Origin of the sequence: Shinella sp., assembly GCF_052438155.1 — a bacterium.
Taxonomy (GTDB): domain Bacteria; phylum Pseudomonadota; class Alphaproteobacteria; order Rhizobiales; family Rhizobiaceae; genus Shinella.
This window is the reverse complement of record NZ_JBQVPI010000002.1, coordinates 233,439-250,727: the sequence shown is the minus strand read 5'-3', so window position 1 is coordinate 250,727 and position 17,289 is coordinate 233,439. Positions and strand designations below refer to the sequence as shown.

Here is a 17,289-nt window from a genome sequence, read left to right as displayed (position 1 = left end):
AGCAGCATGAGCATCGACCTCACAGACCGCATCGCGCTGGTCACCGGCGCGTCGCGCGGGATCGGCTATTTCACTGCCCTCGAACTGGCGAAGGCCGGCGCCCATGTCGTCGCCTGCGCCCGCACCGTCGGGGGTCTGGAAGAACTGGACGATGCGATCAAGGCCGTCGGCGGCTCCGCGACGCTGGTGCCCTTCGACCTCGCCGACATGGCAGCGATCGACAAGCTCGGCGGCTCGATCTTCGAGCGCTGGGGCAAGCTCGACATCCTTGTCGCCAATGCCGGCGTGCTCGGCACGATCTCGCCGATCGGCCATGTCGAGGCGAAGGTCTTCGAGAAGGTCATGACCATCAACGTCACCGCGACGTGGCGCCTGATCCGCTCGGTCGAACCGCTGCTCATGAAATCCGATGCCGGCCGCGCCGTCATCCTGTCGTCGAGCGCCGCGCACAAGTGCAAGCCCTTCTGGGGCCCCTACTCCGCCTCCAAGGCCGCTGTCGAGGCTCTAGCCCGCACCTGGGCCGGCGAGACGCAGCGCACGGCACTGCGCATCACCTCGGTCGATCCTGGCGCCACCCGGACCGCCATGCGCGCACAGGCCGTACCCGGCGAAGACCCGACAACGGTTCAGCATCCCTCGGACGTGGCGAAAGCCATCCTGCCGCTCATGGCGCAGGATTTCGCAGAGACCGGAAAGCTCTTTGACGTGCGACAGGGCCGCCTGCTGGATTACCGCCTGCCGGAGTGACCGGCAACTCGCAATCCCCCATTCGTAAACCAAAGAGGCCTGGCTCGGAAAATCGAGCCAGGCCTCTTCGTATCTACGGATTTTCCGATCCGTCTTCACAGGCACCGAGCGACAATGCAGGTGCCTGGCCTTACCAGGAACCGCAATTCTTGAGTTGGCGCGTATACATGGTGGCCATGTTCGCCGCCCGCTTGCCGCCCGTCTTCGCCGTGCCGCTCCAGTTGCCGCGCTTGTAGCCGGCATGGCCGTGGTAATAGGCGATGTAGAGCCGGTAGGTGTCGTTGAGCGCGATGCCGTTCTTGCGGTGGCTCTCGCTGTGGTACCAGCCGATGAAGCGGATCGCATCGCCGAAATCGGTACGTTTGGCCATCCAGCGGCCCGTCTCGCGCTTGTAGCGCGCCCAGGTTCCGTCCAGCGCCTGGGAGTAGCCCAGCGCCGTCGACTGGCGCTTCCACGGAATGAAGCCGAAGAGTTTTGTGCGCGGCGGGCGCGCATTATGCCGGAAGCCGGACTCCGTGTAGATCGTCGCCATGAGCACGGCAACGGGCACGCCGTATTCCCGCTCGGCGCGGTTGGCGGCTCGCCGCCAATTATCGAATAGGCCGTCACGCTGCTCGAAGATGGCACAGGCGTCCCGCGTCTGGCGGGGCACGGACGCACATCCGGCAAGCAGCAGGAGGACGACGATCAATACGCAACGCATCGCAGTTCCTCAGAATTCGCGAATATTTATAAATCGTAAATCTTAACAATCCGTTTTGATTCAAATGCCGGATAGCGCCTCTCATTCACGCCGGTGATCCGCCCATCAAATATGCAAATGCATTATTTTGTTGCGCTTTTTGGCCTTACGGCCTAATCAATCTGCAGCACGCCGGGCCTTCGCGCATGATTGTTCCGGACTGTGAAAGAACCCGCTCCGCATCGGAATTCGGCAGCGCCGTCCGGGCGCGTGAGCATTTGCGACCGGGCCTTCCCCAAGGCCCAAGCTCAGGAGAAAGATCATGAAGAAGCCAATTTTCGCCGGAGCCCTGCTCGCGGCTTCCGTCGCTTTTGCGCCGCTCGCTTATGCGGACATCGTCATCGGCCTCGTCGCTCCCCTCACCGGCCCGGTTGCCGCCTATGGCGACCAGGTCAAGAACGGCGCCGAAGCTGCCGTTGCCGAGATCAACAAGAATGGCGGCATTCTTGGCGAACAGGTCGTTCTGAAGCTGGCGGATGATGGTGGCGAGCCCAAGCAGGGCGTTTCGGCCGCCAACCAGATCGTTGGCGAAGGCATCCGTTTCGTTGTCGGCCCGGTCACGTCCGGCGTCGCCATCCCGGCCTCCGACGTCTTCGCTGAAAACGGCGTGCTGATGGTTACCCCGACGGCGACCGCCCCGGACCTGACGGCCCGTGGCCTGGCGAACGTTCTGCGCACCTGCGGCCGCGACGACCAGCAGGCCGAAGTTGCCGCTGCCTACGTGCTCACGAGCCTGAAGGGCAAGAAGGTCGCCGTGATCCACGACAAGGGCACCTATGGCAAGGGTCTGGCAGACGCCTTCAAGGCCGCGCTCAACAAGGGCGGCGTGACCGAAGCGCTCTACGAATCCGTTACGCCGGGCGACAAGGACTTCAGCGCGATCATCACCCGCCTCAAGGCAGACGGCGTCGAGGTCATCTATTTCGGCGGCTATCATCCTGAAGGCGGCCTGCTCGCTCGCCAGCTGAAGGATCTCGCGGTCAACGCAACGATCATCGGCGGCGAAGGCCTGTCGAACAGCGAATACTGGGCCATCGGCAACGAAGCTGCTGGCGGCACGCTCTTCACTAACGCGTCCGACGCGCTGAAGAGCCCCGACTCGCAGAAGGCCGTCGCCGTGCTCAAGGAAAAGGGCATCCCGGCAGAAGCCTTCACGCTGAACGCCTATGCCGCCGTCGAAGTGCTGAAGGCCGGCATCGAGAAGGCTGGTAGCGCGGAAGACTCCGCTGCCGTCGCAACGGCGCTGAAGTCCGGAGAGGCCATTCCGACAGCCATCGGCAAGCTTACCTACGGCGTAAGCGGCGACCTGACCTCGCAGAGCTTCTCGCTGTTCAAGTGGGAAGACGGCAAGATCGTCGCCGCCGAATAAGGTTTTGGCGACTGGAATGCGAACGCCGGGGCTTTGCCCCGGCGTTTTTGTTTGCGCTTCGTTTTGCGTACGCAAAACCGCTACACGCTTTTGCTGGAATTGCGTTACTCGTCCACCACCGTCCTCACCACGACCGAGAGCCCGGGTGCGAGAAGCTTCGCAAGCTCCTGGCCCTCGTCTATGGCGATGCGCACCGGCACGCGCTGGGCGACCTTCGTGAAGTTGCCGGTAGCGTTGTCCGGCTTGATGACGCTGAACTCAGAGCCGGCGGCGGGCGAGAAGCGCTCGATATGACCGGTGAGCGTCGCATGTTTCAACGCATCGACGCTGACCTCGACCTTCTGGCCGGGCTGGATATAGGCGAGCTGGGTTTCCTTGAAGTTGGCGATGACCCAGGTGTCATGCGGCACGACGGCCATGAGCTGCGTGCCGGCGGTGACATATTGGCCGAGCTTGACGCCCACCTCGCCGACGGCACCGTCGCGCGGCGCAGTGATCACCGTGTTGGAGAGGTCGATTTTAGCAAGCTCCACCGAGGCTTCCGCGCCGGCCACCGCAGCCCGCAGTGAATCGCGGCCGACGATGATCGTTTGAAGATCCTGCTTCGAGACTTCAAGGTTTGCCTCAGCCTGCGACACCGCGGCCTCCGCCTGGTCGAACGTGGTGCGGCTCTGTTCGCGGTCGCTTTGGGTGGCGATGCCCTTTTTGGAAAGCTCCTCGATACGGTTCCAGTTTTCCTCCGCCCGGCGCCTGGCAAATCTGGCGCTGTCGAGGGCGGCTTCGCTCGCCCCGATGCGGGCGTTTGCGGCGTTTTCCTGCTGCTCGGAATTGGCAAGTGCTGCCTTCTGGCTGGCGAGCGTGGCGTTCGCCTGCGCCACCTTCTGACGGTAGATCCGGTCGTCGAGGCGCGCCAGCACGGCGCCGGCCTTCACGGCCTCGTAATCCTTCACCGGGACATCCGTGACATAGCCGCTGAGCTGCGGGCTGATCAACGTTACGTAGCCGCGCACATAGGCATTGTCCGTCGTCTGGACCTCGCTGGAAAAGGGTGGCAGGTGCCAGGCGTAGAGCACGGCAACGATACCGGCGAGGCCGAGGAGCACGGCGAACGTGGTGGCGGTGTTGCGGATATATGTCTTCATGGCAGTCAACCTTCAACGGCCGCTTCGCCGCCGACGCGGGTGCTGGCCTCACTGATACGAACGATAATCCTGTGGATGGCAAGGGCGGTGGCGGCCCCCACCGCCAGGAGCGCGATGACGAAGAATGCGTCATTGTGGGCGAGCACATTGGCCTCCCGTGTCACCTGCTGGGTGAGCAGCGCCACGCCCTCCGCCTTGAGCACGGCGGGATCAATGATCGTGTGACCATAGGCGGCGGAAAGCTGCGAGACGCGGGCAGCGACCAGCGGATCGGCGAGCGTCAACGTCTGGGCGAGAATATTCGAATGGAATTTTTCGCGCAGCGTGATGAAGGAGCCGAAGATCGCCGAACCGGCAAGGCCCCCGAGGCTCTGCGTCACCAGGAAGACGACGATGAAGCTCAGGATGTATTGCGGTCCCTTGCGCAGCGCCAGCGTGAAGCCGGAGGCGATGGCCGGCGGCAGGAACAGGCTGCCGCCGGCCGCGATCATCGCCTGGCTCAGATACATCTGTTCGGGCCGCGTCGCGTTCGTCGCATGGCTGTCGAGAAAGGCGCCGCAGCCGATCAGGAGCAGCGCGACCATGTGCAGGCCGGGCTCCCGGCCAGGCTTCATGATCGCCGCGCAGACGAGGCCGCCCGCAGCCGTCGCCAGCGCCACGAAACCGTAGAGGCCGGTCAGCTGGTCGTTCAGCAGCCCGGTGATCTGGAAGAAATTGCCGGCGACGGCGGTCTGTTCGGCGAGCATCAGCCGGAACAGGATCAAGACGGCGGTGAAATGCAGCATTTCGCGGCTGAACAGCCAGCGCAGGTCGATGAGTGGCGTCTTGCGATTGAGCTCGATCACGGCAGCTATGGTGAGCGTGCCCACCATGACCACCAGCAGCTCGCCGATCCACTGTGCCTCCAGCCACCAGTAGGTGCGGCCGGTCACGAGGATGACGGCGCCTGCCCCGAACCCCACGGCGATGAGAAGGTAGCTCAGAATATCGAGCTTCTCGATGACCTTGACCCGCGGCGGCGGCGTCAAGGGCAGAAGGTAGATCGCGGAGAAGGAGAGCATCGCCAGAGCGATCTCGAAATGGAGGAGCGCCCTCACCCCGCCGAGTTCGATGAGCGTCGGAGAGATCAGGCGTGTCAGCGGGGCGGCAAGGCCGATATTGGTCAGCGCCAGCGAAATGCCGACCGTCAGTTTTCGCGCCGGCGAAAAGGCTTCCAGCATGTAGAGGAAGCCGAGCGAGGACAGCGGGGCTGCAGCGATGCCGGCGAAGAAGCGCAACACGATGGCGGACTGGAGGTCCGTGATGAAAATGTGCAGTATCGACACGACGAGGAAGACGGCAATGCCAAGCTCGGCGAAGGGGCGCAGGCCATATTGGTTGCGGATCTTGATGAGCATGATCGACAGCGAGGCGTTGGGCGCCATGTAGGCGGCCATCAGCCAGACAGCCTCGGCGCTCGTCGCGCCGAACGGTCCTTGAAGCTGCGGAATGTTGGCGGCGACGAGATTCAGGCCGAAACCCTGCGTCATGGCGAGTAGCGTCGACGCCGCCATGTAGGCGGCCGCGCGGGACGGCGCCATCGGGGGTGGAGCCGGCGGCGGGGCTGCCGGCTTATCCTCGACAGGCTCTTTCTCGATGGGTTCTGACGCCTCGTCCTCCGTCCCGCGCGGCTCGTTGGCGGGAGCGGTGCTCATACCTCGACACTCTCCCGACAGCTTTTGGCAATGTTTTCAGACATGACGGAAAACACCTTGACGGTGGTCGACATGTCGCCGGTCGGGATGCTCTTCAAAACGTCGGCGCGCAGCGATCTGGCGAGATCCAGCACCTCTTCGGCAACCTTGGCGCCGCGCGGCGTCATGGCGATCTGCTTGGCGCGGCGGTCGCCCTCGACGGATCGGCGCTCGATGAAACCCTGCTTTTCCATGCCATCCAGCAGGCGCACGAGCGTCGGCGTCTCGATATCGAGTTCCTCGGCAAGTTCCCGCTGGTTCAGCTCGGCGCCACGGCCCAGGATCAAAAGCGCACGGGCGCGCGGAAGCGTCAGCCCCCTCTCCTTCACCCGCGCATCGAACAAAGCGCGCATTTTGCGCTGAACGCGGGACAGATCATCGAGGAGGCGTTCGCGCGGATCGGTAGTGTTCATCTTGCTAGTCCAAATATTATTAGCTTGCTATCTATTCCCTCACTAATTAGTCGACATGCAATAAAAAATCAAGCCCTGCCCACGGACTGTGGACAGGGCTTTTGTAAGGCTCACGCGGATGTGATTACCGGGTGACTAGGAGCCGTCCGGCTCCTCGGGGAATTCGCTCGCGCCATGGGTGGTCGGCGCGCTCCAGCCGCCATATTTGCGCTGCCACGAGCGGGCGCCGAACGGCAGGGTGGCAAGATAGGCGACGACGGTGATCACCATGGTTTCCCATGTGAAGCTCATCAGGGTGGCGACATAGAGCACGACGAGCAGGATGAGAGGCAGCACGAGATCGCGGCGCACGCGGCTGCCCTCCGACTTGCCCGACCAGACCGGCAGACGGCTGACCAGCAGGAAGCCGATCAGCACCGTGTAGCCGGACGCCAGGAAACCGAAGAGCGGGCTCGGCGCGATGCCGAGAAAACCGAGATAGACTGGGAGCAGCACGAGCATGGCGCCCGCCGGCGCCGGCACACCGACGAAATATTCCGACTGCCACTTCGCCTTGGTCTCACGCTCGGCCATGACATTGAAGCGGGCAAGACGCAGGCCCGCCGCAATGGCGTAGATCAGCGCTGCGATCCAGCCGAAGGAGCGCGCCTGGTCGAGGATGAAGACGTAGAGCACCAGCGCCGGAGCGACGCCGAAATTGACGATGTCGGCAAGCGAATCCATCTGGCCGCCGAATTTCGACGTTGCCTTCAGAAGGCGCGCGACACGCCCGTCGATACCATCGAGGAAGGCCGCGAGCAGCACCATGGCCACGGCAAGCTCATAGCGGTTCTCAAAGGCGAGCCGGATGCCCGTCAGGCCGGCGCAGATGGCGAGAACCGTGATGAGGTTCGGGATAATGACGCGCAGCGGGATTTCGCGCAGGCGCGGTCCCCGGGCCTCGTCGTTCGGGCCATTCGGCTCATAGGGCGGAAACGGAGTGTCCATGTCTTTTCGCTTCGCTCGTTTTAGTGAGTGAACAATCAGTAGCGGCTGGCGAATAGGGAAGAGGGAAGAGGCGTTCGCATCCTCAGACCTGCTCTATTCGCAGTCCGCGCCCAAGCTTCTACCCCCGACGGCTGATGACCGGGCCCTTGTCCGAACCGAATTCCGCCAGCACCGTCTCGCCGGCAATGGCCATCTGGCCGACGCTGACGCGCGGCTGGACGCCCGCTGGCAGGAACACGTCGAGGCGCGAGCCGAAGCGGATGAGGCCAAAACGCTCTCCAGCCTCCAGGCTGTCGTTCATCGAGGTCCAGCACAGGATGCGGCGCGCGACGAGGCCCGCGATCTGCACGACGCCGATCGGGCCATGCGCGCTCTCGATGACGAGGCCGTTGCGCTCGTTCTCCTGGCTTGCCTTGTCGAGATCGGCATTCAGAAATTTGCCGGCGCGATAGGCGACGCGCGCGACGCGGCCGCGCATCGGCGCACGGTTCACGTGGCAGTTGAAGACGTTCATGAAGACGGAAATGCGCATCATCGGCTCGTCGCCGAGTTCGAGCTCGGCCGGCGGCGTCACCAGGGCAACCGCCGAGACGCGGCCGTCGGCCGGGCTGATGACGAGGTCGTCGTCCTGCGGCGTCATGCGTTCGGGATCGCGGAAGAAGTAGGCGCACCAGGCGGTGAGCACGAAGCCGATCCACATCAGCGGCTCCCAGGCCGCACCGAGCAGCAGCGAGACGACGAAGAAGCCGGCCACGAACTTCCAGCCCTCCCGATGGATCGGCACCAGGGTGCTGCGTATCGTATCGACCAAACTCATCTTCCGACATCTCCTGACAATTTCACGCCATGGACCTAGCGTGAAAACCGGACGGGAGCAATGCGGCGCGGCGAATAGCCCCCAGCGAGAGCCCGTTTCTGTCCCCTCAATCCTGCGTTGGCTTCAAAGGTTCCTTCGATGTGAACGCCGATTCGATGCGATTGCGTAGCCGTTCGGCAGCGGCGCGCGTGCGCAGTTCACGCGTCTCGAAATGCCGACCATCCGCGGCGACCAGAACCACGGACCAGGTCGAATCCCCTTCCATGGCCTCCATTTCGACCACGTCGAGGCGCATGCTATCGTACTCACCGAAAACGTCCTGCCGGAGCTTGAGGAACGGGCGTTTGCGCTCGATCGTGATGCGGCCAGGCCCGACGATCCAGACCCCGGAAGCACCATTCAGGCCTGCCCAGGCAACCGGCCCGCCAACCGACCAGGCGCCGAGAATGAGGAAGAGAAAGAAAGGGCTCGCGAAATTAAACGGCCAGACGCCGCGATAAAGCTCCCAGGTCGCGATGATGATGACGAAGAGACCGGCAGCGACGAGAAAGATGCGCAGGGCAAGAGGCACCGGCACGCGGTGCCGAAACAGGCCATCCTCGCCGATTCTGTCCATCATCGACCTCCACATCTCTCATGTGCCACATCCCTCTAACGCGGTGTTGACAAGATTTGATCAACGGAGGCACAATTTATCCGTTGCTGTAGGGCGCATCGGCGAGGCCGAAGGGGCAATGCCCACCTACGACCGAAACCGTAGCTGCGCCCATGCCGAACCTCGAAAACCTCAGGAAACAAGCCAAGCAATATGTGCGCTGGCATCGTGAACGGCACCATCCGGTGGCCGCGGTCATCCGCGCCACCCTGCCCGAGTTCCAAGATCTCACCGACCGGGATGTGCTGGATGCGCCGTTCTCGCTTGCCGACGCACAGGCGCTTGTCGCCCTCCAGAATGGTTTTGCGGATTGGCCGGCGCTCAAGGCAGGAGCCCAGAGCATGAGCAACCCCACCGCAACCTCACAGGAACGCCCCGCGCTCAGTGGCGCCGAACCGGTCCTCTATGCGCGCGATTTTACCACCGCCCTCGCCTTCTTCACGGAGAAGCTCGGCTTCGCCGTCGATTTCGCCTATGGCGAACCACCCTTCTACGGCGTTGTCGAACGCGACCGCGCACGGCTGTGCCTGCGGCAGGTCACGGAACCGGTCTTCGTCGGCGATATCCGCGCACGCGAGGAACTGTTGTCGGCATCGATCACGCTCGACAGCGCAGCGGCCATCAAGCAACTCTTCATCGACTATCAGGCGGCGGGCGTCGCCTTCCACGCGACCTTGAAGACACAGCCCTGGGGCACGCGCACCTTCATCGTGCTCGATCCAGACGGCAACCTGATCCTATTTGCCGGTCCCGGCGACTGATCACTCGGCCGCCGGCACACCACGCACGATGATGCCGAGATCGTCGCTCTCGCGCACCTGCTTCAGCCGCTCTTCGGCCTGGACCGCCTCGCGCTGGCGGTTCCACATGGAGGCATAGAGGCCGTCGTCGCGCTGCATCAATTCGCCATGCGTGCCACGCTCGGCGATCACGCCGTCCTTCAGCACGATGATCTCGTCGGCCGAGATGACGGTGGAGAGGCGATGCGCAATGACAAGCGTGGTGCGGTTCTTCGAGACCACGTCGAGTGCGGCCTGGATTTCCTGCTCAGTGCGGGTGTCGAGCGCTGAGGTCGCCTCGTCGAGGATGAGGATCGGCGGGCTCTTCAGGATGGTCCGGGCGATGGCGACGCGCTGCTTCTCGCCACCGGAGAGCTTTAGGCCGCGCTCGCCGACCATCGCCTTGAACCCCTCCGGCAGGTGGCGGATGAAGGGGCCGATCTGGGCGGCCTCGGCGGCAGCCATGATGTCCGCGTCGCTGGCGCCTGGCCGGCCGTAGCGGATGTTGTAGGCGATCGTGTCGTTGAACAGCACGGTGTCCTGCGGCACCATGCCGATCACCGAGCGCAGGCTTTTCTGCGTCACGTCGCGCACATCCTGCCCGTCGATGGTGACCGCGCCCTCCTGCACGTCGTAGAACCGGTAGAGCAGCCGCGAGAGTGTCGACTTGCCGGCGCCGGAGGGGCCGACGACGGCGACGGTCTTCCCCGCCGGCACGTCGAAGGAAATACCCTTGAGGATCGGCCGTGCCGCATCATAGGCGAAATGCACGTCCTTGAAGGAGATCGCCCCGTCGGAGACGGCGAGTTCCGTGGCGCCCGGCTTGTCCTGTACCTCCTGCTCCACCTCGAGCAGGTCGAACATCTGCTCGATATCCGTCAGGCCCTGGCGAATTTCGCGGTAGACGAAGCCGATGAAGTTGAGCGGGATGGCGAGCTGGATCAGCATGGCATTGATGAAGACGAAATCGCCGAGCGACTGCTCGCCGCGCTGAACGGCAAGCGCCGACATGCCCATCATGATCGCCATGCCGACGCCGAAGATCAGCGCCTGGCCGAAGTTCAACCAGCCGAGCGAGGTCCAGACCTGGGTCGCCGCCTTTTCGTAGCGTTCCATGGATTGATCGAAACGGCGGGCTTCCATCTCCTCGTTGCCGAAATACTTGACTGTCTCGAAGTTCAGCAGCGAGTCGATCGCCTTGGTGTTCGCCTCGGTGTCGCTGTCGTTCATCGAACGGCGGATGGCGATGCGCCAGTCGCTCGCCCTGACGGTGAACCAGATGTAGAGCCAGACGGTGACAGCGGTGACGAGCAGGTATTGCAGCCCGTAGCCCCACCAGAAGATGGCGGCAGTCATCAGGAATTCGATGAAGGTCGGCACGCTGTTGAGGATCGTGAAACGCACGATCGTCTCGATGCCCTTGGTGCCGCGCTCGATGACGCGCGACAGGCCGCCGGTGCGCCGCTCCAGATGGAAGCGCAAAGACAGGCGGTGCAGGTGCACGAAGGTGCGGTAGGCAAGCTGGCGCACCGCATATTGCCCGACGCTGGCAAACAGCGCGTCGCGAAGCTGGTTAAGACCGGCCTGCAGGATGCGCGCACCGTTATAGGCAAGCACCAGCATAACGGCGCCGAGCATGAAGGTCGGCAGCAGGGAGACGGCGTCCGCCTTGCCGTTTAGCGCATCAGTCGCCCATTTGAAGAAATAGGGCACCAGCAGCAGCACGATCTTCGACAGGAGCAGGAATACCGAGGCCCAGACGACGCGCATCTTCAGGTCCGGCCGGTCGGAGGGCCACATGTAGGGCCAGAGGTTCACCAGCGTGTGAAAGGGATTGCTGCTATCGGCCGAAACCGTCTTTTTCGTCGTCGCCACGCTGGCCTCCGCGGGACGGCTGCCCGGCCCCATAGAGTCCCGGCCCCGATTGCTTCGGGCGCTCCAGGACTGCTCGAATGAAAATGCGGCGCCCGCTGGGCGCCGCATCCATGAGATAGGTCCTTGCCGGCCGCTTCGCAACAGCCGGCAGGACATTGCCGTAGATCAATTGCCGCGCACGTGCTTGCGGTGCATTTTCTCGGCTTCCGCGTCGGTCTCCATCGTCTTGTCCGGCACGCCAAAAACCTGGCCGGGAATGATGCGGTCCGGATCGGTGATCTGGGCCTCGTTTGCGAGGTAGATCGTCGTGTAGCGCACACCCTTGCCGTAGATGCGGCGGGAGATCTGCCACAGCGTATCGCCGCGACGGATGATGACCGAGGTCTTGCTGGCTTGCAGCGGCGCCTGCTCGACAGTTTCGGGTTCTTCCGCAACCGCCTCGCCGCTGCCCGCCGCCGTGCCGGTGCCGCTGGCGGCCGTGCCGCTTTCGCTCCCGGTCGCAGTGCCGCCGGCCGTCGTCGTTTCCTCTGCCGGGGTCGTGGTTTCGGCAACCGGTGCGCCGCCCACCCCTTCGGTTGCGGTCGCCACGGCATTCGCCGCTGCGGTCAGCGACGGCATGCCTTCGAGGGCGACCAGCGCCTGCTGGTAGGCTTCCTTGCCGGCGCCGGCCGGTACGGCAGCGAGGCGGTCGAGCGCCGTCGAGGCCCAGCCCTTCAGCTTCTCGATGGCGGTAGCCACGTCCGAAGCCGCGCCGGCCGGCGGGGCAAAGCCGGCGATGCCCTTGAGCACAGCTTCGAGCGCCGTGCGGGCGGTCTGGATCTCCGCCGGCGCCGCATTGCGCCCCTCGGAGAACAGCGTGACGAACTGCTGCTGCAGGACGGTCGCCTGCGCGGCCATGCCGTCGATGGAGGTATCGGCAGCGGACGACGCTGCCTTGACCACGGTTTCAGCCTTCTCGATGGCGGGTGCCAGCGCATCGGCAACGGCCGTCTCGATCGACCCAAGGGCCGCGCCGACGGAGGCGGCATCGCTCGGCAGGGCGTGGAGGCGGGTAAGCGCAGTGGTCGCCGCGGCGGAGGCCTTGGCGGCCATCTCACGCGCCGCTTCACCCTCTTCAGCGCCAGGCTTGAATTCGGACAGCGATTTCAACGCGATTTCCGTGGCAGAGCGGGCGGCAGCCAGCTCTTCGACGGTCGGCATCTTGCCGTTCGCGTAAAGGCCCTTCAACAGCGCGATCGCCTTGTCGGCCTCCCCGCGCAGCTTGTCGAACATGCCGCCGCCGATGAGGCCGAGCGCCGGGCTGGTATTGCCGGTTGCATCGTCCTGCGCCACCACGGCAACCTGCTCGCCCTCCGGCCGATCGAACGGAACGGAGGCGCGGAAATCGACCTTGCTGCCGTCCGGGCTCATCACGTCGGCGCGGACCGTGTGGCGGCCGACCGAAAGGTTGATCGCGCCATCGGCCACGTAGCGGCCGGCTTCGTCGGCCTTCGCTTCGCCGACGAGCGTGTCGTCGGCATAGATGCGCACGAGTGCGCCGGGCTTGGCCGTGCCGGCGATGAACATGCGCTCACCCTCCAGCTCGACCGCCGAAACGCGGGCCTGCGCCTTCGTGGCGGCGTCGGCGGAGTCCGCCGCAGTGGCGGCCGTATCAGCCGTCGCGACCTCGCCGGACGGCTGGGTGCCTTCGCCCGTTGCCAGGGCGGTTTGCGTGCCCGCGGCTTGCCCATCTGTAGCGGTCGCAGCTGCGGCCTTCTCTTCAGGGTTCGTCGCGGCCTCGCCGGTGGCGGATGCCGTTTCACCGGCAACCTGTTCGACAGACTTCTGAGCAGCCTCGCCAACGGCCTTCTCGGCCGTTTCCGGCACGGTGATCAGGCGGCTTGCCTCGCCCGGCTTGGAGACCATGGCGAGAAGTTCGCCGCCGCTATTCGACGGAACGGAAACGGTCGCCACCTCTTCTGAGGTTTTGGCGACGCCCTTGTCGTCCTTGGTGTTGAGGGTCAGCTGGTAATCCCCGGCTGCGAGCGGCTGATCGAAGACGGCGGCAAAATCGCCGGACGGGCCGATATCGGCCGTCGCGACGACAGTTTCGCCGTTCTTGATTTCCAGCTTGGTGTTCGGCTGGCCGCGACCGGCGATCACCGTGGAGCCGTCCGGCTCGACACGCAGCAGATCGAAGGCGGGCACGACCCAGCCTGTGGTGGGGTCCGTCGGCGTTGTCTCGGCCTTGGCCGTTTCCTGGGTCGCGGTTGCGGTCACTGTGCCGGCAGCCGGCTTCTCGCCTTCTGTCGTCGCCTCGTCGCTGGTTGCGGTTTCGGTCGTCGCCGGGCGGGACTGCTTGCCGTCGGCCGTCGTGGTCTCACCGCCACCCTCGGCCGGTTTGTCGAGCAGGGTTGCGACGGTCGTTTCCGCCGGTTTGTCCTTGTTCATATTGGGCAGCACGAAGAAAACCATGAGCAGCGTTGCCGCCGCCAGCACGATCAAGGCCACCAGACCGGTCTTGTTCTTCATCATCAACTCTCTTTCTGCCCCGGTTTCCCGGGGTCCCCTCCTGAAATTGCTATCGATTCCCGGTGTTTTACACAAGGTTCAGGGGGCGATCCGGGGCTTCGACCCCGTGCTTTTTCGTCATTATCCTTGACGGGCTGCCGGCAGGGTGGCTGAATCACCTTATGAGTGAACAAACCCTGCCGATTCGATCCGTCTGCGTTTACTGCGGCTCCCAGCCGGGCCGTGATTCGTCCTATATCGCCGCCGGGCGACGTCTGGGCCAGGCGATGGCCGAAAACCATCTCCGCCTCGTCTATGGCGGCGGCACGAAGGGCATCATGGGGGCGGTCGCCAGCGGCGTGCTCTCGCATGGCGGCCGCGTCACCGGCATTATACCGCAATTCCTCGTGGATATGGAGGCCACCCGTCATTCGCTGGGCCAGCTCAGCGAATTGATCATCACGCCCGACATGCACGAGCGCAAACACAAGATGTTCGACCGCGCCGACGCCTTCGTGGCGCTGCCCGGCGGCATCGGCACGCTGGAAGAGATCGTCGAGGTGATGACCTGGGCGCAGCTCGGCCGCCACCGCAAGCCGATGGTTTTTGCCAATATCGGCGGCTTCTGGGATCCGATGCTGAAGCTGATCCGCCACATGGCGGACGAAGGCTTCATCCATACCGCCCATCTCGTCCAGCCGCTCGTCATCGACGACCCGGAAGAGATCGTCTCGGCGCTCGTCGAGCACTGGGCTGGCCAGGTTGACCGCGACGGCGAAGCGGACATCATCGCCCGCCTCTGAAGAATTCTGCTGAAGCATTGCAAAAGCCGAAGGTCCGCAACCTTCGGCTTTTTATTTGCGCGTCACTCTGCCGGTTTCAATTCCGTCGCCGCGACCCGCCTTGCGCGTGCCGAGCGCAGCATCGCGCCGGAATAGAGGAAGAGTGCAGCCCAGATCAGCACGAAGGCGATCATCTTGGTGGTGCCGAAGGGCTCGCCGAAGACGAAGACGGCGATGATGAAGATCATCGTCGGCGCGATGTACTGCATGATGCCGATGGTGGAGAGGCGCAGCAGCTTGGCACCATTGGCGTAGATCATCAGCGGAATGGCCGTGATGACGCCGGTGGCGAGCAGCCAGAGCACGTCCGTCATGCCGGTATCGCCGAAATGGCCCTGCCCCGTCGATTCCAGCCAGATGATGTAACCGGTCGCCGGCACGCTAAGCAGCAGCACTTCGAGGAAGAAGCCCTGGTTCGGGCCGATCGGCAACGTCTTGCGGAAGAAGGCGTAAAAACCCCAGGACAGGCAGAGGCCGAGCGACACCCATGGCAGGCCGCCCGCATCGAAAGCGAGGATCGCCACGGCGCAAGCGGCAAGCCCGATCGCCACCATCTGCGCCGGGTTCGGCTTTTCCTTCAGCAGGACCGCACCGAGGAAGATCGAGAAGAGCGGATTGATATAGTAGCCGAGCGCCGTCTCGATGGTGCGGCCCGCGCCGATCGCCCAGACATAGATGCCCCAGTTGACGGTGATCAGCGTGGCCGTCAGCGTCGCCATGGCAAGCATGCGCGGTGAGCGCAGTGCCGTCTTGATATCCCCCGTGCGGCCGAGCCAGATCAGCACGAGACCGGCCAGCGGCACCGACCAGACGATGCGATGCGCCACCACTTCCGAAGCCGGGATGTGGGCGACGGCCTTCATGAAGAAGGGCAGGAAGCCCCACAGCACATAGGCGGTCAGGGCAAAGGCAAAACCGCGTGGCGAATCGCCGGTTTGCGGGCCGCTGGAGGAATTTGCGTCGGCCATGGTGTCATTTCCCGTCGATTTATGGATTTTCCAACGGAAATACTCTGATAGCCATGAATACACCAATTCATTCCGGTGAAGGGAGGATGAGCGGCGCTGAACATGCCCCCCTACTCCGCGGCCACCCGCCCGGCGTCAGCGCGGTTCTTCAGGAGCTTGTAGATGACGGAGTCCATCAGCGCCTGGAAGGAGGCGTCGATGATGTTGTCAGAGACGCCAACCGTCCACCAGCGCGCGCCCGTGGCATCGGTAGATTCGATGAGCACGCGGGTGATCGCCTCGGTGCCGCCGTTGAGGATACGCACCTTGTAGTCCGCCAGTTCCAGGTCGGCGATCTCGGCCTGGTATTTGCCGAGGTCCTTCCGCAGCGCAAGGTCGAGCGCGTTGACCGGGCCGTGGCCCTCCGCGACCGACATCATCGTCTCGCCATCGACGATGACCCGCACAACAGCCTCAGAGACGGTTTTCAGCTGACCGTTCGCATCGTAGCGACGCTCGACCATCACGCGAAAACTCTCGACATGGAAGAAATCCGGCACCGTGCCGAGCGTGCGGGAGGCAAGCAGCGCAAAGCTCGCATCCGCACCCTCATAGGCGTAGCCGGTCGCCTCACGCTCCTTGACGATCTGGATGAGGCGGTCGAGCTTCGGGTCGTCCTTGCCGACCGTGATGCCGCGCAGCTTCAGGGCATTGATGAAATTCGCCTTGCCGCCCTGGTCGGACACCATGACCTTGCGCAGGTTGCCGACACTTTCCGGTGTGATGTGTTCGTAGGTGCGCGGGTCCTTGAGCAGTGCCGAGGCGTGGATGCCGGCTTTCGTGGCGAAGGCGGACGCGCCGACATAGGGCGCCTGATGGTCCGGCGAACGGTTCAAAAGCTCGTCGAAGGTGTGCGCCAGCTTGGTGAGGCCGGTCAGTTTTTCCGTATCGATGCCGATCTCGAAGCGCGCGTTGTAGGCTTCCTTCAGCGCCAGCGTCGGGATGAGCGTTATGAGATTGGCATTGCCGCAGCGCTCGCCGATGCCGTTCAGCGTGCCCTGCACCTGCCTGTCGCCCGCCTCGACGGCGGCCAGCGAATTGGCGACGGCCTGCCCCGTATCGTTGTGCGCGTGAATGCCGAGGTTTTCGCCCGGCACGCCGGCGGCGATGACGGTTTTCACCATCGCCTGAACTTCCGACGGCTGCGTGCCGCCATTGGTGTCACAGAGCACCACCCAGCGGGCGCCGGAGGCGAAGGCCGTGGTGGCGCAGGCGAGCGCATAGTCCGGGTTCGCCTTGTAGCCATCGAAGAAGTGCTCGCAATCGACCATGGCCTCACGCCCGGAGGCAACGACGGCCTTCACCGATTCGGCAATGCTTTCGAGGTTCTCCTCGTTGGAACAGCCGAGCGCGACGCGCACGTGGTAGTCCCAGCTCTTGGCGACAAGACAGATTGCGTCGCTCTTCGAATCGAGCAGTGCTGCGAGACCCGGATCGTTGGAGGCGGAAATGCCGGCGCGCTTCGTCATGCCGAAAGCGACGAACTTGGCGCGGCCGGTGCGTTTCTTCGCAAAGAAAGCCGTATCCGTCGGGTTGGCGCCCGGATAACCGCCCTCGACATAGTCCAGGCCGAACTCGTCCAGCATGCCGGCAATCGCGATCTTGTCCTCGACGGAAAAGTCGATGCCGGGCGTCTGCTGGCCGTCGCGCAGCGTGGTGTCGAAAAGATGGATACGGTCTTTTTGCATGTT

Annotated in this window: 15 protein-coding genes; 4 read left to right on the top strand and 11 right to left on the bottom strand. The window is 64.0% G+C overall.

The window, feature by feature from the left end:
- Positions 1 to 6 precede the first annotated feature (6 nt).
- The gene (locus ACT6VE_RS05850) at positions 7 to 747 is read left to right on the top strand and encodes an SDR family NAD(P)-dependent oxidoreductase (RefSeq protein WP_444797670.1); all 741 of its coding nucleotides are present in this window, start codon (positions 7 to 9) and stop codon (positions 745 to 747) included.
- Positions 748 to 877: 130 nt separating this feature from the next.
- On the opposite strand, the gene ACT6VE_RS05845 is transcribed toward ACT6VE_RS05850, so the two are convergent.
- On the bottom strand, positions 878 to 1,450 hold the full coding sequence (locus tag ACT6VE_RS05845) for a transglycosylase SLT domain-containing protein (protein WP_444797669.1): 573 nt from the start codon (positions 1,448 to 1,450) through the stop codon (positions 878 to 880).
- 301 nt (positions 1,451 to 1,751) lie between these two features.
- On the opposite strand from ACT6VE_RS05845, the gene ACT6VE_RS05840 reads away from it, so the two are divergent.
- Positions 1,752 to 2,858, top strand: a complete 1,107-nt coding sequence (locus ACT6VE_RS05840) for a branched-chain amino acid ABC transporter substrate-binding protein (RefSeq protein ID WP_444797668.1) — start codon at positions 1,752 to 1,754, stop codon at positions 2,856 to 2,858.
- Positions 2,859 to 2,962: 104 nt separating this feature from the next.
- Here the strand turns inward: ACT6VE_RS05840 and ACT6VE_RS05835 are convergent, their stop codons facing one another.
- From ACT6VE_RS05835 to ACT6VE_RS05810, 6 genes are all read right to left on the bottom strand, one after another.
- A complete protein-coding gene (locus tag ACT6VE_RS05835) occupies positions 2,963 to 4,000 on the bottom strand; it encodes an HlyD family secretion protein (RefSeq protein WP_444797667.1) in 1,038 nt (345 codons plus the stop codon).
- A gap of 5 nt (positions 4,001 to 4,005) precedes the next feature.
- Complete coding sequence (locus ACT6VE_RS05830) at positions 4,006 to 5,580, bottom strand: MFS transporter (RefSeq protein WP_444797894.1); 1,575 nt, start codon at positions 5,578 to 5,580, stop codon at positions 4,006 to 4,008.
- Between the two features lie 110 nt (positions 5,581 to 5,690).
- A complete protein-coding gene (locus ACT6VE_RS05825; RefSeq protein ID WP_444797666.1) occupies positions 5,691 to 6,146 on the bottom strand; it encodes a MarR family winged helix-turn-helix transcriptional regulator in 456 nt (151 codons plus the stop codon).
- A 135-nt stretch (positions 6,147 to 6,281) separates the two neighbouring features.
- Complete coding sequence (pssA, locus tag ACT6VE_RS05820) at positions 6,282 to 7,133, bottom strand: CDP-diacylglycerol--serine O-phosphatidyltransferase (protein WP_444797665.1); 852 nt, start codon at positions 7,131 to 7,133, stop codon at positions 6,282 to 6,284.
- Positions 7,134 to 7,251: 118 nt separating this feature from the next.
- Positions 7,252 to 7,950, bottom strand: a complete 699-nt coding sequence (locus ACT6VE_RS05815) for a phosphatidylserine decarboxylase (RefSeq protein ID WP_444797664.1) — start codon at positions 7,948 to 7,950, stop codon at positions 7,252 to 7,254.
- A gap of 106 nt (positions 7,951 to 8,056) precedes the next feature.
- Positions 8,057 to 8,566, bottom strand: coding sequence for a hypothetical protein (locus ACT6VE_RS05810; protein WP_444797663.1), 510 nt, complete (start codon positions 8,564 to 8,566; stop codon positions 8,057 to 8,059).
- 152 nt (positions 8,567 to 8,718) lie between these two features.
- Between ACT6VE_RS05810 and ACT6VE_RS05805 the strand changes: the two genes are divergently transcribed.
- Positions 8,719 to 9,366, top strand: a complete 648-nt coding sequence (locus tag ACT6VE_RS05805) for a VOC family protein (protein ID WP_444797662.1) — start codon at positions 8,719 to 8,721, stop codon at positions 9,364 to 9,366.
- Here ACT6VE_RS05805 and ACT6VE_RS05800 read toward each other — a convergent pair whose 3' ends face one another.
- Together ACT6VE_RS05800 and ACT6VE_RS05795 are read right to left on the bottom strand one after the other, a co-directional pair.
- Positions 9,367 to 11,259 carry an ABCB family ABC transporter ATP-binding protein/permease gene (locus tag ACT6VE_RS05800; RefSeq protein WP_444797661.1) on the bottom strand — a complete coding sequence of 631 codons (1,893 nt, stop codon included), beginning with the start codon at positions 11,257 to 11,259 and terminating at the stop codon, positions 9,367 to 9,369.
- 165 nt (positions 11,260 to 11,424) lie between these two features.
- Positions 11,425 to 13,770, bottom strand: a complete 2,346-nt coding sequence (locus tag ACT6VE_RS05795; protein ID WP_444797660.1) for a LysM peptidoglycan-binding domain-containing protein — start codon at positions 13,768 to 13,770, stop codon at positions 11,425 to 11,427.
- A 161-nt stretch (positions 13,771 to 13,931) separates the two neighbouring features.
- Between ACT6VE_RS05795 and ACT6VE_RS05790 the strand changes: the two genes are divergently transcribed.
- Positions 13,932 to 14,552, top strand: coding sequence for an LOG family protein (locus tag ACT6VE_RS05790; RefSeq protein WP_444797659.1), 621 nt, complete (start codon positions 13,932 to 13,934; stop codon positions 14,550 to 14,552).
- A gap of 62 nt (positions 14,553 to 14,614) precedes the next feature.
- On the opposite strand, the gene rarD is transcribed toward ACT6VE_RS05790, so the two are convergent.
- Positions 14,615 to 15,559 carry an EamA family transporter RarD gene (gene rarD / locus ACT6VE_RS05785; RefSeq protein WP_444797658.1) on the bottom strand — a complete coding sequence of 315 codons (945 nt, stop codon included), beginning with the start codon at positions 15,557 to 15,559 and terminating at the stop codon, positions 14,615 to 14,617.
- A gap of 110 nt (positions 15,560 to 15,669) precedes the next feature.
- Positions 15,670 to 17,286 carry a citramalate synthase gene (gene cimA / locus ACT6VE_RS05780; protein WP_444797657.1) on the bottom strand — a complete coding sequence of 539 codons (1,617 nt, stop codon included), beginning with the start codon at positions 17,284 to 17,286 and terminating at the stop codon, positions 15,670 to 15,672.
- Between the last annotated feature and the right edge of the window lie 3 nt (positions 17,287 to 17,289).